General features: G+C 44.5%; 13 protein-coding genes and 2 pseudogenes. 9 read left to right on the forward strand and 6 right to left on the reverse strand.

Going from position 1 to position 14,233, the window contains the following annotated elements; translation table 11 throughout:
- Positions 1-42: 42 nt before the first annotated feature.
- Positions 43-1,230 carry an RNA-guided endonuclease InsQ/TnpB family protein gene (locus ACUVJL_RS30480; RefSeq protein WP_445249258.1) on the reverse strand — a complete coding sequence of 396 codons (1,188 nt, stop codon included), beginning with the start codon at positions 1,228-1,230 and terminating at the stop codon, positions 43-45.
- Positions 1,231-1,346: 116 nt separating this feature from the next.
- Here ACUVJL_RS30480 and ACUVJL_RS30485 point away from each other — a divergent pair, with 116 nt between their 5' ends.
- Complete coding sequence (locus ACUVJL_RS30485) at positions 1,347-1,625, forward strand: hypothetical protein (protein WP_445249259.1); 279 nt, start codon at positions 1,347-1,349, stop codon at positions 1,623-1,625.
- Positions 1,626-2,278: 653 nt separating this feature from the next.
- The gene (locus ACUVJL_RS30490; protein ID WP_332953341.1) at positions 2,279-2,818 is read left to right on the forward strand and encodes a Dps family protein; all 540 of its coding nucleotides are present in this window, start codon (positions 2,279-2,281) and stop codon (positions 2,816-2,818) included.
- A 515-nt stretch (positions 2,819-3,333) separates the two neighbouring features.
- Here the strand turns inward: ACUVJL_RS30490 and ACUVJL_RS30495 are convergent.
- Complete coding sequence (locus ACUVJL_RS30495; protein WP_445249260.1) at positions 3,334-4,434, reverse strand: glycosyltransferase family 2 protein; 1,101 nt, start codon at positions 4,432-4,434, stop codon at positions 3,334-3,336.
- 603 nt (positions 4,435-5,037) lie between these two features.
- On the opposite strand from ACUVJL_RS30495, the gene ACUVJL_RS30500 reads away from it, so the two are divergent.
- From ACUVJL_RS30500 to ACUVJL_RS30530, 7 genes and pseudogenes are all read left to right on the forward strand, one after another.
- Positions 5,038-6,072: a glycosyltransferase gene (locus tag ACUVJL_RS30500; protein WP_445249261.1), complete on the forward strand. Its 1,035-nt coding sequence runs from the start codon at positions 5,038-5,040 to the stop codon at positions 6,070-6,072.
- Between the two features lie 127 nt (positions 6,073-6,199).
- Complete coding sequence (locus ACUVJL_RS30505) at positions 6,200-7,651, forward strand: NAD(P)/FAD-dependent oxidoreductase (protein WP_445249262.1); 1,452 nt, start codon at positions 6,200-6,202, stop codon at positions 7,649-7,651.
- Positions 7,652-7,672: 21 nt separating this feature from the next.
- Entirely contained in the window at positions 7,673-8,299 is a 627-nt protein-coding gene (pnuC, locus tag ACUVJL_RS30510) for a nicotinamide riboside transporter PnuC (RefSeq protein ID WP_445249263.1), read from the forward strand.
- Positions 8,300-8,340: 41 nt separating this feature from the next.
- A complete protein-coding gene (locus tag ACUVJL_RS30515) occupies positions 8,341-9,330 on the forward strand; it encodes an AAA family ATPase (protein WP_445249264.1) in 990 nt (329 codons plus the stop codon).
- Between the two features lie 129 nt (positions 9,331-9,459).
- Complete coding sequence (locus ACUVJL_RS30520; protein WP_445249265.1) at positions 9,460-9,948, forward strand: hypothetical protein; 489 nt, start codon at positions 9,460-9,462, stop codon at positions 9,946-9,948.
- Positions 9,949-10,152: 204 nt separating this feature from the next.
- Positions 10,153-10,583, forward strand: a pseudogene (locus tag ACUVJL_RS30525) (IS1 family transposase); the annotation flags it as partial.
- Between the two features lie 130 nt (positions 10,584-10,713).
- Positions 10,714-11,004 (forward strand): annotated as a pseudogene (locus ACUVJL_RS30530) (IS1 family transposase); the annotation flags it as partial.
- Between the two features lie 158 nt (positions 11,005-11,162).
- On the opposite strand, the gene ACUVJL_RS30535 reads toward ACUVJL_RS30530, so the two are convergent.
- The 4 genes from ACUVJL_RS30535 to ACUVJL_RS30550 all read right to left on the reverse strand — a co-directional run bounded on the left by ACUVJL_RS30535 (position 11,163) and on the right by ACUVJL_RS30550 (position 14,218).
- Complete coding sequence (locus ACUVJL_RS30535; RefSeq protein ID WP_445249266.1) at positions 11,163-12,659, reverse strand: alkaline phosphatase D family protein; 1,497 nt, start codon at positions 12,657-12,659, stop codon at positions 11,163-11,165.
- A gap of 54 nt (positions 12,660-12,713) precedes the next feature.
- Complete coding sequence (locus ACUVJL_RS30540; RefSeq protein WP_445249267.1) at positions 12,714-13,121, reverse strand: globin family protein; 408 nt, start codon at positions 13,119-13,121, stop codon at positions 12,714-12,716.
- A gap of 415 nt (positions 13,122-13,536) precedes the next feature.
- Complete coding sequence (locus ACUVJL_RS30545; RefSeq protein WP_445249268.1) at positions 13,537-13,893, reverse strand: HepT-like ribonuclease domain-containing protein; 357 nt, start codon at positions 13,891-13,893, stop codon at positions 13,537-13,539.
- Positions 13,871-14,218 (reverse strand): nucleotidyltransferase family protein, encoded by a 348-nt coding sequence (locus ACUVJL_RS30550; RefSeq protein ID WP_445249269.1) that lies wholly within the window; start codon positions 14,216-14,218, stop codon positions 13,871-13,873. Before ACUVJL_RS30550 ends, ACUVJL_RS30545 begins: the two co-directional genes overlap by 23 nt.
- Positions 14,219-14,233 lie beyond the last annotated feature (15 nt).

Raw genomic sequence — 14,233 nt, forward strand, 5'->3', positions numbered from 1 at the left:
TTGACATCCACCCCGGCGTAAACGCACGGGGATTCCTAAGACTCACGACTTAGGTTTCTGCTTCCGTCCCCTAGGGGATTTCGCACCAGCCTTAACAGATTTACTCTGTTCTGGTCTTACGGTCGCTCCACAGACTGACACGGCAAGCCCTGCCGCCAAAATATTTTTTGCCGCATTAATATCTCGGTCATGGTGAGTGTCGCAATTAGGACAATCCCATTCCCGGATATTTAACGGCATCTTGTCAACGATGTGTCCGCAATTGCCACACCGTTTAGAACTCGGAAACCAGCGATCAATCTTAATTAAAGTACGGCTGTACCACTTACACTTGTATTCAAGTTGTCCGACTAATTCCCCCCAACTTGCATCACTTATAGCTAGGGCAAGTTTGGGATTTTTAACCATATTTTTCACAGCTAAGTCTTCTACGGCGATGGTTTGGTTTTCACACACCAACCGCGTTGTTAACTTGTGAAGACTATCTTTCCTTGCATCAGTGATTTCTTGATGCACTTTCGCTACTTTAAGCCGTGCTTTGTGACGGTTGTTTGACCATTTTTGCTTGCGACTTAAAGATTTTTGCGCTCTTCTAAGTTTGCGATATTTTGCCTTGAATCCTTTGGGATTGGCAATCTTTTCGCCAGTGCTTAGAGTGAGCAAGCTTGTAACTCCCAGGTCGATACCAACTTGACTGCCTGACTGAGGTAATGCTTCAATTTCAACATTCACCAACAGAGAAACTGACCACCTACCTGATGGTGCAAGCTTCACGCTTAAGGTTGATGGTGTTGCACCATCAGGTAGTGTCCGGCTCCAGCGAATTGGTAACGCTTGTGTGCTTTTTGCTAGGTAGACTTGTCCATCTCTGAACTTAAATGCTGACTTGGTAAATTCTGCACTACCACCATTGCGTTTCTTTTTGAAGTTAGGATATTTTGCCCGCCCATCAAAAAAGTTGGTATAAGCCGTTTGTAAATGTCTCAAACATTGCTGCAATGGCACACAGCTAACTTCCGACAGAAAATTCAACTCTTCTGTTTTCTTCCATTCGGTTAACATTGAAGAAGTCTCAGCATAGCCTACCCGTTTCTGTTCTTCGTACCAAGCTTCAGTTCTTGTGGCTAAAGCACGGTTGTAGACCAAACGAACACAACCCAAAGTACGTCGCAACAAACTTTCTTGTTCCGGCGTTGGGTAGAATCGATAGCTGAAGGCTTTTAGTGTCATACTTATTTTAAGTACACCATTTCACATACTAGCACGTCTTGGGTGAAATGGTAGGTATTAACAAAAATTCATGTAAAGCCGTCCTAGAAGGACGGGGTTTCAAACCCAAATTTCTGATGAAAGTAGCACAGTTAGTAAAAGTATGGATCAATCTTTCCTACGGCTACTTTAGCCCGTATTCCCCATATAGGAAAAACTGTAATGCCCTCGATCTCCTCCTCGCTGCAAACGCTGAGGACTGCTTTTTTTTAATCTGTCCTGACACGCCATCCGCCAAAAACCAGGTTTCAACAATTGTCACTGCAACGATGGTTCATCAGAGGGTCTGGTTTGACAAAGCCTTCATGCACCTGCGGGCCCAAAACGCGGCACTGCGGTTGATACCTTCGGCTTAGTGCTGTGGTGGTCACAGCAGCAAGTGTTCCTGAAGGTGAAGCGAGTACACAACTTCTCCCGGCCGTCTACCAGATGGGACAAAGGGTTTCACGGCTGTATTTGATCTGGGTCTTCCGCCACTTTTGCCATAAAGTTTCGAGGGCGATCGCCCGTCTGTTTCTTGGCAGCATCCTTGAACGTCGATTTAACGGTTTCAGTCAATATCATTTCTAGCATCCCAATCACAGAGGTCAGAACCGGTCATGTCCGAAAATTTGTTTCCTAGCCTTTTAGGATAACTGGGCTTATATTTAATTGCAAGTCCCTTATGCCGTCAGTTAAAGCAGCCCGCACAATTAATTGTGTGGGATGTTGGTTAACTTGGGCCTAAATTCCTTGATTATTACTAACAATCAGAGTGCAGCCTTTTTCTCTAACGGGATTGAGCGGGGGATCACCTGCCGCCCAATCGCTGTGTTCGCCAAACAAAGGCAGTCCGGAACAATAAGTTTCATGGCATCTATCTAAGGGTATCTATATTGCGATTAATTTAACCGGAAATGCAGATATTTTACTAAAGTGCGAGGGTCTTCGATCGTCCTCTGGGTTGATGTAAGTGGCGGGCGAAATTTGTTTTAATAAATGTAAAGTTAGAGTTGAAGGAACAATTTCAATGCGTAAGTTAAACATAGGTCTATCTGACGAGCAGCGTGCAGGCGTTATCGAACTATTGAATCACGACCTGGCAGATGCTTATCTCCTGTTAATCAAAACCAAAAAGTATCACTGGGATGTAGTGGGCCCGCAGTTTAGATCGCTCCACCAGTTGTGGGAAGAACACTATCAGGCGTTAACACTAAATATCGATGCTATGGCCGAACGGGTGAGAACTTTAGGTGGCTATCCAATTGGTACTGCTGAGGGTTTTCTGAAGTATGGCTCGATTAAAGAACATATTGGCGATTTGCCTTTGGCTACGGAAATGGTCTCGCGTTTAGTTGATGACCACGAACTGATTATTCGCAATCTCCGCCAACACGTCGAACAGTGCGGTGAAGAGTTTAAGGATGACGGAACCGCAGACTTTTTGACTGGTTTGATGGAACAGCATGAACAAATGGCTTGGATGTTGCGATCGTTTATTGAAGGGGAATCCCTTTCGCCAGACGGCCAGCAGCCACAAGCTCAAACTCCTACAGCTTCTCACGCTTAGAGAGCAACACTTAATTGGCAAATAGTTATCCTTACTTACCTATAGTTATTTACTTTAGGTAAGTTGACTATAGCAATCCTAAATGAGTCGTAAATTTTTTACCCCACCCCAGCCCTCCCCGCGAGTTCGGGGAGGGAGTAAGAAATTCACAAATGATTTAGGATCGCTATATTGATCATACTGCGTGTGATCCATACTTAAGAATCTTTGGCGATCGGGGGATAGCCTACTTACCTTGAGATTAGCCGTCTACCCAATAGCGTAGGAAAGTAAACACCACTTATCTTATATAAGCCTAAGGCGAAGAAAGATAAGTTTGGATAGGTTTTACGAAGCCGATTAGGTAGACGGAACAAGGAAGAATGGAAGTCGGAAGAAGGAAGAATGGAAAATTTAGATTTTTTTATTTAACCCTGTTTCCTGATTGTCGATCGAGCAACCAGACATAATTAAACGCCCTCTAGCTTCCTCAAAAACCCGGTTTATTCAAAAAACCGGGTTTTTCAATGTTTGGTTTATTTAGATTGTCGATCGACTAAACTGTTGAATCGCATTCTTTCGTATACCTGCGACGGCAGTATGGTGTGAACTTTGGTTCGCGTCTCAATGCTAGCAAGTGTCGTCCCTTCACCCGATTCTGATGCTTGTTGTAACTCTAACGCTGATTCAGTTGGCGCTAGAACTATTATTTTTAATATACTTTCTATTGATAGCAAATACAAATTGTGGCGCAAAAGTGCCATTAATAAATCTTCTTTGAAAGCTCGATACAGCCAAGATAATGTACTCCGGTGATTGCCGCTGCGGTTGCTTTTAACAGCTAAGTAAATGTAAAAATTGCTGCTAGACCAGCGATAAATGCTGCTGGGAATTTCGGGATGTTGCTGCCGGACATCTGCCATAATTAAAGAGTGAGATTTTGCCATTGCTGCATAGTTGCTAGACATACTGCTGATAATCTGCCGATAGCCAACTAAGTATTCTGGCACTACTTTAAATTGATAATGTTCGGCTATGCGGAGGTGAAGTTCCCAGTCTTCGCAGCCTTGAGCGTTTTCTAGTTTAAGTTTGCAGTTGTAACCGCCGACTTTTGCAAAACAAACGCGGCGGATTAGAGATGAGCTGGCATTCCCTATAAAATATTTATAAACTAATGCTGTGTAAACTTCTCCTTCGATCGTGGAGTTGTAAAATCCACCTGTGAGTAAGTCTTTTTCATTTATATCAACTGACCAGGAATAGACGACTCCGACAGATGGTGCTGAGGAAGTCAGGCATTTCACTTGTTTTTCTAGGTTTTGCGGATACCAAATATCGTCGGCATCGATGGGAGCAATATATTCGCCTTTTGATTTTTCAATTGCTAGGTTGCGAGCGGCGGCGACGCCGGCATTGGACTGCTGCAATAAGCTGACTCGGCTATCTTTTTGAGTAAAAGATTTTACGATTTCGGCTGTTGTATCTGTAGAGCCGTCGTCAACTACTAAAACTTCTATGTTTTGATAAGTTTGAAATAAGACAGTTTCTAATGTTTTAGCAATAAATTTTTTAGCGTTGTAAGCTGGTATGATGACTGAAACTAATGGCTGATTTAAATTGTTTGGGGAGGTGTTCATGTAATATAAAAACTTGTTTATGTAAAAGTTTTGGCTCAAAGGGAGCTAGCTAAGGGTATGTTAGCAAATTACGAAAGCTCGATCGTACACCCTCGGAAATTTTAAGATGTATATTTTATATATATTGCCAAAAATCATAAAATGTGCATTGACACTGCCGTCGGGATACAGACTTGGTGCAGGAGTCACTCGCGGATGAGCTCTGTAAAATAAACTGTACCGGGCAAGCCCTGACAGCAGACGGATTTCCGTGTAAAGTATGTTGTATTTTATACTGTATACGTACTATAAAGTCAAAATCTTGTGCGGTGAAACACAGCACAAAAAGGCTGCTGGGGCTTTTTGTAAGGTTTACAAAAACGATGATATATTTAAAGATTTAATAAAGCTGTTGTATGGTTCAGGTCAGTCTCAGCAAGATATGGCGTAGAATACAGCCATGAAGGGGAAAAAATGCAATCGAGAATACCAGGAAAAAATATAGTTGAATACAAACAGAAATCGAGTTATAAATAAAAAAGTAGAGCTGATTTTACCCTTCGTAAAGTAGCACCAATAAATCTCAAGCAAATTTTGGCCCCTGCAATTTAAACAATTTAGGTGATGATTTCTACCGCCGACCCCACTGTATCCGTCATTATCCCAGTTCACAACGGGGGCGCTTTCTTCCGCACCTGTTTGTCAAAACTGGCTCAAGCTGTGCCCAGACCGATGGAGATTATTGTAGTAGCAGATGGCGAAAGCGACGGTTCCTGGCGCCTGGCCAAGGAATTCGGCGCCAAATTAATCAGAATTCCTGAGTCCGGGGGCCCAGCCCGAGCGAGAAATTTGGGAGCGCAAGCTGCGAAGGGAGATATTCTGTTTTTTGTGGATGCTGACGTAGCTGTTTGTCCAGAAGCTGTGGGCTATGCGATCTCGGTGTTCAAAAATAATCCCTACTTAGCTGCTTTCATCGGATCTTACGACGATGCTCCTGGAGATCCGGATTTTCTATCGCAGTACAGGAACTTGCTGCACCACTATGTACACCAAACAGCTAACGAAGAAGCTTCGACTTTTTGGGGAGCTTGCGGAGTGATTCGCCGGGAAATTTTTTTGCAGATGGGTGGTTTTAATGAGAATTACCGCGAACCTTCGATCGAAGATATTGAGCTCGGCTACCGTTTGAAACAAGCAGGTTATAACATTCGGCTGTGTAAAACATTGCAGGTGAAGCATTTAAAACGGTGGAAACCGATGGGGATGGTGAAAGCTGACTTTTTCTACCGAGCGCTGCCTTGGACAGAACTGATTTGGCGCGATCGTAAATTGAATAACGACCTCAACTTGCAAGTTTCAAACCGCATCAGCGTGATTTTAACTTATGCAGTGCTGCTGGCAGTTTTGGGGACGTGCTGGTCCGTGAGCTGTCTGCTACTGGCTGGGTTGCTGGCAATACCCCTGGTAGCAATTAATGCACCGCTTTACCAATTTTTTTACCGTAAACACGGTATCGTATTTGCCCTGAAAACAATTCCTTGGCACTGGCTTTTCTACTTTTATAGCGGACTGGCATTTGCGATCGGCACAGGTCGCCACTTATTATACCGAAAAAAGCCCTTGACGGGAACAGTTAGCTTGCCGGTATCCGCTCAATAAATCAAGACAAATTATCCTTCAACATCACGTCAATCGATAGTTTGTCAGGGTATTCACGGGTGCATCTATCCATTTTAGAAGTGATAAATCATTGTATGGTTCGAGAAAAAAGCTGGAGGTAAGCTGAGTGAAACATTATTCTGTTGCGATCGTCGGTGCAGGCCCTGCGGGTTTGACTGCTGCCTACGAGCTAGTCAAGCAAGGGATCATCCCTGTTGTACTCGAAAAAGGTGATAAAGTTGGGGGAATAGCTCGCACAGAAACCTACAAAGGCTATCGTTTCGACATTGGCGGTCACCGCTTTTATACTAAAGTTGAAGCCGTGCAGCGGTTGTGGCAAGAGGTACTGGGAAATGAGTTTATTAAAGTCCCGCGATTGTCACGAATTTTTTATAGAGGTAAATTTTTTAACTATCCGATCAGTGCTTTCAATACTCTGTTTAATTTGGGGATAATTGAAAGTACGCTCATTATTTTGAGCTATATGAAAGTTAGAATATGGCCGCTTCGGGAAGAAAAAACTTTTGAACAGTGGGTGATAAATCGTTTTGGCGAACGCTTGTACAAAACATTTTTTAAGACTTACACTGAAAAAGTTTGGGGGATTCCCTGTTCGGAAATTCAAGCAGATTGGGCGGCGCAGCGGATTAAAGGACTGTCGCTGACGACAGCAATTATTAATGCTTTGTTTGGTAGCAACGACACTAAAACATTAATCAAAGAGTTTGACTATCCGGCTTTGGGGCCGGGGATGATGTGGGAAAAGTTCGCGGAAGCTGTGGAGAATAAAGACGGCAAAGTTTATCTGGATACTAAAGTTATTAGCTTGGAGCGTGAAGGTAATAAAATTAAAAGTATTACTGCTGAGCAGAATGGAGAATTAGTTCAATATTCGGCGGATAATTTCATTACGAGTATGCCGATATCGGCGCTGGTAGCAAGAATGAAACCGCAGCCGCCAGAAGAGGTGCTGCACGCCGCGCGATCGCTCAAATATCGAGATTTTTTGATTGTAGCGCTGATTGTTGATCGCAAGGATTTGTTTCCTGATAACTGGATTTACATTCACTCCCCCGAAGTCAAAGTTGGACGAATTCAAAACTTTAAAAATTGGAGCGCCGCTTTAGTTCCAGACGCCAGCAAAAGTTGTTTAGGAATGGAATATTTCTGTAGCGTAGGCGACGAGATTTGGGAAATGTCGGACGCGGAACTTGTCGAATTAGCAACTCGCGAGTTGGTTGGTTTGGGGTTAGCAACAACTGCTGATGTGGAAGATGGAGTTGTCATACGGCAACCGAAAGCTTATCCAGTCTATGATGCGGAATATCGAGGACACTTGCGGGTACTTGAAGGTTTTTTGAAGGGTATTGACAATTTGCAAACGATCGGGCGCAACGGTATGCACCGCTACAATAACCAAGACCATTCTATGCTGACGGGAATGCTGGCAGTGAGAAATATTCTTGGCGAAAAGCACGATTTGTGGGATGTGAATACTGAGCGATCGTACTATGAAGATTTTAGTGTCGATCGCTCAAAGGACAAAAAGGACTCGGATTTGATTTCGCAGTCAATATAGCCAGCCGAAATAGGGATTGCCATGAAAAAAGCGAACCTGCCAAACTTAATCGGCTTCGCAGCAAGCATCTTCGTGCTCCTGCTTTCAGTGCAGTGGTTTGTCCCTATCCAACTCGACTTAATCGAAGCGATAGCTGCGATCGCTTCTGCTTGGAGCGTTTGGCTGCTTGCTAAAAACAATCCCCTAGGCTGGTGGATCGGCTTAATCGGAGTTATCGCCTACGCTGCGGTGTTTTATAAAGTTAAACTTTACGGCGAAGTTGCGATTCAATTCTTCTATTTAATCACGAGCTTGCAAGCAATTTATATTTGGCTGCGCGGCGGCGAAAATAGCACAGAAAAACCTGTATGTCGCATAAACCAACGCTGGCTCATCCTCACGGCAGTCTTAGTTACAGTTGGTGTATTTGGCTTGCGAACAGTATTAGTATCTTTGGGCGGTGCAGCACCCTTTTGGGACGCCCTGACCACCATCTTAAGCGCGATCGCCCAGTTATACCTGATGGAACGCTATCTCGAAAGCTGGTATTTGTGGATTGTTGCAGACACGATTTACGTTCCCTTGTATGCCTCGCGCGGGCTATATCTGACGAGTATTTTGTACGCGATATTTTGGTTAATGGCGATTTACGGACTGCAAAATTTTTAGCGGATTTACTCGGAACAAAAGTTAAAACAGCAGCAATCTTTATGATACTCGGTGTTACTGTAGGCAAATTTTACCCCTTCCACAAAGGACACGACTACTTAATTCGAGAAGCTAAAAAAAAGGTTGACCGTTTAATCGTTCTCGCCGCCTGCAAAACAAATCAAGCAGTTGCAGGAAGCGTTAGAGCCGAATGGATTCGGTTTTTGCATCCCGACGCAGAAGTTATCGAAGTGCTCGACGATTTGCCCGAAGCCCCCGAACCTTGGGCTCAGAGGACTCTTGAGGTGCTTTCCGGGCGAAAACCGGATATCGCTTTTACTTCAGAAGATTACGGCGAACCTTGGGCAAAACTGATGGGAGCTCAACACTTTGCAGTCGATCGCGAACGGCTCAAATTCCCGATTTCTGGTACGCAATTGCGATCGCACTTAGCCGAATACTGGCAAATGCTGACTCCCCCAGCTAAAGCCTACTTTGCCAAACGAGTCTGCGTGCTGGGTGTAGAATCGAGCGGCACAACTACCCTAGCGCGATCGCTCGCACAGCACTATCAAACTGCTTGGGTTCCCGAATACGGCAGGTGTTACTGGGAAGGTAGGCAATATTCGCCCGATCCTGAAATTTGGGACAGCTATGAATTTGTAGAAATTGCCAAGAAACAAGCTGCTATAGAAGACGATCTTGCTACTCGCGCTAACAAAGTCATTATCTGCGATACAGACCCTTTAGCTACTTGTATTTGGCACCAACGTTACGTTGGTTCGGAACACCCGATGGTCGAGCAAATTGCAGACAGCCGCCGCTACGATTTGTATATTTTGACTCAGCCGGATTTCGGGTTTGTTCAGGATGGAACGCGAGAAAGCGAACATTTACGGATGACTATGCACCAGTGGTTTGTTGAGATTCTTCAGAAGAAAGGAAAGCAGTATATTACTGTGGGAGGAACGCACGAGTTGCGAATGTCGGAGGCTCTACGGGCGATCGATTCAGTGTTGGTGTTTGAAGCGTTAAAGGAGCTAGAGAATTAGGAATAAGTGGAGTGCGAGCGCGCACCTTTTATTTGCGGGCGATCGCTCTTTTGAAATATCTCTTGCTTCTCTAGATATCTATTAGAATAGTCGAACTAGGTGGTTAAAAGGATTGCAGGGAAACGATTCATGAAACTCACGGATTTGCCCCAAGATGTTCTCGATGATTTATGTCAGGATCGACAGTGGCGATTAGATATCGATCCAGGATTTGACAGCAAACACGAATTTTGGATGGCGTGGCACCATTTTCTCAAGTTACCGGAGGAATCCTACTTTGAGATCGCCGAAGATAGTCTGGCAGATTTTCTCACAGTTGAAGAGTATAACCTGCTGCTGCCAGTGCCGCGATCGCACCATGCCAGCATCCATCCCCTTCGATTGATTCCGAGTGCTGACCAACAGACACTCACCCTGTTTCTTCAGGACTCTTACCATCGTGATTGGTTCACAAAGCCCAGCGATGCCCGTTATGGATTTCTGGCGATTTGCGATCGCTACCAGAAGTTTGGTTGCGATTTCTATCTTGCCAGCTATTATCATTTTGCTTACCTAGTCGGAAAGGATTACGAAGTGGCTGTAGCGATTCTTACTCAAAAATTAGGTCAGCTACCGTAGTTGATGTCCGATTGAATGATATCGATTAAGGGCGTTGCTGGATTGAGGTAAGCTGTTCGGGATTTAAATTGTATGTCAAAAAATAATAAAACTCTTGTGGGGTGGGCGTCCCGCCCGCCCCAAATATGCAATTTAAATGCGCGACAGCTTATGATAGAGAGCGATCGAGAGTAACAAAAAAACATCAACAGAGAATTAAAATCAATGGAATGTCCTGAATGTAAGTCAACTCATGTTTACAAAAATGGACAAAAAAAAGGCAAACAAAATTATCTTTGTGTTAACTGTAGTAGGCAATTTATAGACTGTTATGAAGCTCAGAAAGGATACGTAAAAGAACTTAAACAACAATGCCTATCGATGTATGTTAATGGCATGGGATTTCCAGCGATTGAGAGAGTTACAGGCGTACATAATACAACAATTATGGCTCTTGTTAAACAAGTAGGAGAACTGCTGCCAGATTATTACACTCCAGAAACCATACCCGAAGTAGGAGAATTAGATGAACTAGAAACATTTGTTAAGTCAAAAAAAATAAAATTTGGTTGTGGACGGCAGTAAATCACTTTCAAGTAGGTATTTTAGGGTGGGTGTTGGGGGATCATAGCGCTCAGACATTTAAACCTTTATGGGATGATATCATGTCCGATCGATTGACCATAATATCCCGGCCGGGCGGGTTTTTGAGATTGGAGATTGTTGGCAGATCTTGTTGGCTCACGGGCCCCTACCTGATGAAGGGTAATCGACCGGACATGATATGAGGTAGTTAGCAAATGGAAATGCTATTTTTATGTGACTGATGGATGGAAGGTTTACCCAATGTTTATGACCGATGGAGACCACATTGTTTGCAAAACTTACATGACACGAGTTGAAGGAGAAAATACCAGACTCAGACATCCGGATAGCCCGCTTAAAAAGAAAAACTCTCTGTTATTCTCGCGTCCGAAGAAATGCTCAAACATTCAATTCGATTACTAATTCACAATTCTTTTGTTTAATAGTATTCCCGTTCCCTATTCAATTAATCATTACGATCGAGTGAGATGAAGAGCGAGCGATCGCGCTTATCATACCTTAATCCAGCAACGCCGAATAATCAATAGCGACTTTGATATTTGGATTGGTGGTTGTTGCTCTGTCCGACATCTCCTTGCTACCCAACCAGCTATAGGCGCTCTGGTTGGGTAGAAGAGGTTTACCTTCGACTACGCTTTAGTCAGCTTTGGCTTACCTGAGTGAACCATCCATCCTGCCATCAGTGTTTCAGCGTTGCTAGGACGCAATACTGTATCAACAGCCCACCATTGTACTTTAACTCGTTCGGGAGTGACGTCAATAATGTTATAACCATGAATGTCAAAGTCGCACCAGCGAATGTGGGGAAAAGCCTTCATCACCTCTTGCTCAATGGGAATAGACTCTGTGCGCGGTGCCCAACCCATTTTGTCGGCAAGGTTCTGTGAAGTCAAGCTACCAGTCACAAACTCGACAGCAATTGGTTCTTCTTTTTCGTTGAAGGCATCTGACTTTAACTCAATCGCTAGCCCAACGTGGACATCACCACTGAGTACAACAACATTTTTGATGTCATTTTCTCGCCAGTGCGACAGAAGTAAATCACGCTCAACAGGATAACCGTCCCATTGATCGTAATCTGGCCCAATACCGTCAACATCAATTAGCTTCAGCTTCAGCAGTGCTTGCTTAATTGTTGGTGGGAAATCTTTACTCCAAGTTGTCGCCATCACCGATGGGTTTGCCAATAACTTCCATTGAGCTTTCGATGTATCAAACTGTTCCAACAACCAAGTACGTTGTTCAACACCCAGAGCAGACCGTGCTGGGTCAAACATCGCTGGCGGTGGCACAGGCTCGTCACGACGAGTACGAGTGTCAATTAATATTAAATCGGCTAATCCACCCAGCGACACTTTACGGAAAACTCTTTGTGAATCCGAGGGTTCGGGCTTGCGTGCTGGCAACCATTCCCAACGTACTTGGAATGCGACAGCCCGACGGCTAGCCCAATCGCCATCGCGTTCTGGCTTGTGTTCGCTAGCCCCATCACGCCATGCACCATCAGCGAATTCATGATCGTCGAGGGTAGCAATTAGCGGTAGCGCTGCGTGCAGACGTTGCACGTCAGGGTCACGGCGATACTGAGCATAGCGGCGGCGGTAATCTTCAAGTGTCTTGCACTCGTGAAGCGGGTCGAAGGGGCGACCAATATCTGCCCCTGGTGTCTGGCTTGCTGGCGGCTTATTCGAGGCTTCGTAGATGTAATCGCCCAGATGTAGTACGAAGTCCAGGTCATCGCGTGCTGCAATGCGACTATAGGCGTTGAAGAAGCCAGCGTTGAATTTCGCGCAGGATACCTGTGCAAAACGCAGATTCTGAACACCGTTTGTCGGCAATGTCTTGGTTCTGCCAACGGGGGATGTCTGGCCGAGTGCCTCAAACTGGTAAAAGTATCGAGTTGCACTCTCCAAATCAACCACATCAACATTAACTGTGTAGTCTGCATCGGCTTGAGCTAAGGCTGTACCAGAAGCAATAATTTTGCTTAAGTCAGAATCGCTTGCTATTTTCCAGTTGACTTCCACTGGTTCGGGTGTAGGTGTAGTGACTCGCGTCCAAATCATAACCCGATCTTCAAGTGGATCTCCGCTGGCAACACCATGTACAAAAAGGTTATCTGTCATCTTATCCTCACATCTCTTAGTGCTTTCTTTGAGTAATTTATAGCTTACTACCTTTTACACGCCTATTTTTTCCAACTCAAGTTCTGCTGCTGCTTCTTTCATAATTTCGCTCAGGAACGTGTAAGCTTCTTCCCATGCCTTTCGCACTGGCGTAGTAAACTCTTCACCCAGTCCTTGCGCTAACGTCCACAGCAACGCTTCCCCGACAATATCGTAGTATTCAGCCTTGACACCATAGCCCCCATGGTCGCGACCCAATTTCTGGACAGAACCGATAATTTGATCGGGGTGACGCAAACTTTCGACTGCGATAGCAAGCGTAGCCATTAACTTACGTTCCTGCTCTTTCATATCCCCTTTAAATAGACGAAAAGAAGGTTCTAATTCAAACAGTCGCTGGTAGAAGAGTTCGGCAGCCTTCTCAGAAATAGGCTTGACTTTGGCAAAGGATGACTGAACCAAGTCCACCTGACTTTTAATCAACTTTTGGGTCGTTACTAACGTCCAAGTTTCTATAGCAATCCTAAATCATTATCAAAACTATAGCAATCCTAAATCATTTGTAAATCTCTAACTCCCGAGCGGGTTTGGGGAGGGTTGGGGTGGGGTAAAAAATTTACTACTCATTTAGGATTGCTATATCTTGCCAGCTATTATCATTTCGCTTACCTCCTCGGAAAGGATTACGAAGTGGCTGTAGCGATTTTTACTCAAAAATTAGGTCAGCTACCGTAGTTGAGGTCCGATTGAATGATATCGATTAAGATTAGTTTGTAGTGAGGACTTTAGTCCTTCGATCCTGCGGACTAAAGTCCTCACTACAAACCGGATCGATCGCCCTCAAGCGCTAAGCGGAGGAATTTGACCGGGCATGATATCAAATATCATCAGGTAACGGCGGCAATAATGCCTCTACTTGTACCAGTAAACTAGGCAAAACACTTGTAACAATATTCCAAATAACTTCTGGTCTCACTTGGTCATAACGGTGAACTAAAATATTGCGTAAGTTAATCGCATTTCGCCAATCAATTTCGGGATGAAACTGCTGAAACTCGATCGAAACTCTGCGATCTGCTTCGCCCAAAATCCCCAACTGCCGCTCTACGGCACTTTGCATAAAAACACTTTCCAGGTAAGTGTCGCAAGAAGCATCAGCCGTAAACTGTTGAATCCGACGGATTGCTTGCGCCATTTCCCAAAGTGAAGCACTATCCCGATCGTTCGCTGGCATAAATCACTTGATGCGTTTTCAAAATGTTCGATCGCCGATAGGGATTTTCTAACCGATTCTTTTCAACCAAATCGACACAACGGTTAAATAAATGCTCTATTTCCTCTTGCATACCCAATAAATGAGACAGGGTGAGGCGGTGCGATGGCTCGTAAGTAACTAATACATCCACATCGCTATCAGGGCGAAAATCATCCCGCAGCACCGAGCCAAACAGGGCAAACTCGACAATGTTCCAGCGCTGGCAAAATTGCGCGATCGCATCTAAAGAAACTTTTAAGCGATCGCTCACTACATATTCTAAATCCGATTGCAACTGAATCATGCGCGAGGAAACCTC

This window comes from Microcoleus sp. OTE_8_concoct_300 (genome assembly GCF_031383065.1).
Lineage (GTDB): Bacteria > Cyanobacteriota > Cyanobacteriia > Cyanobacteriales > Microcoleaceae > Microcoleus.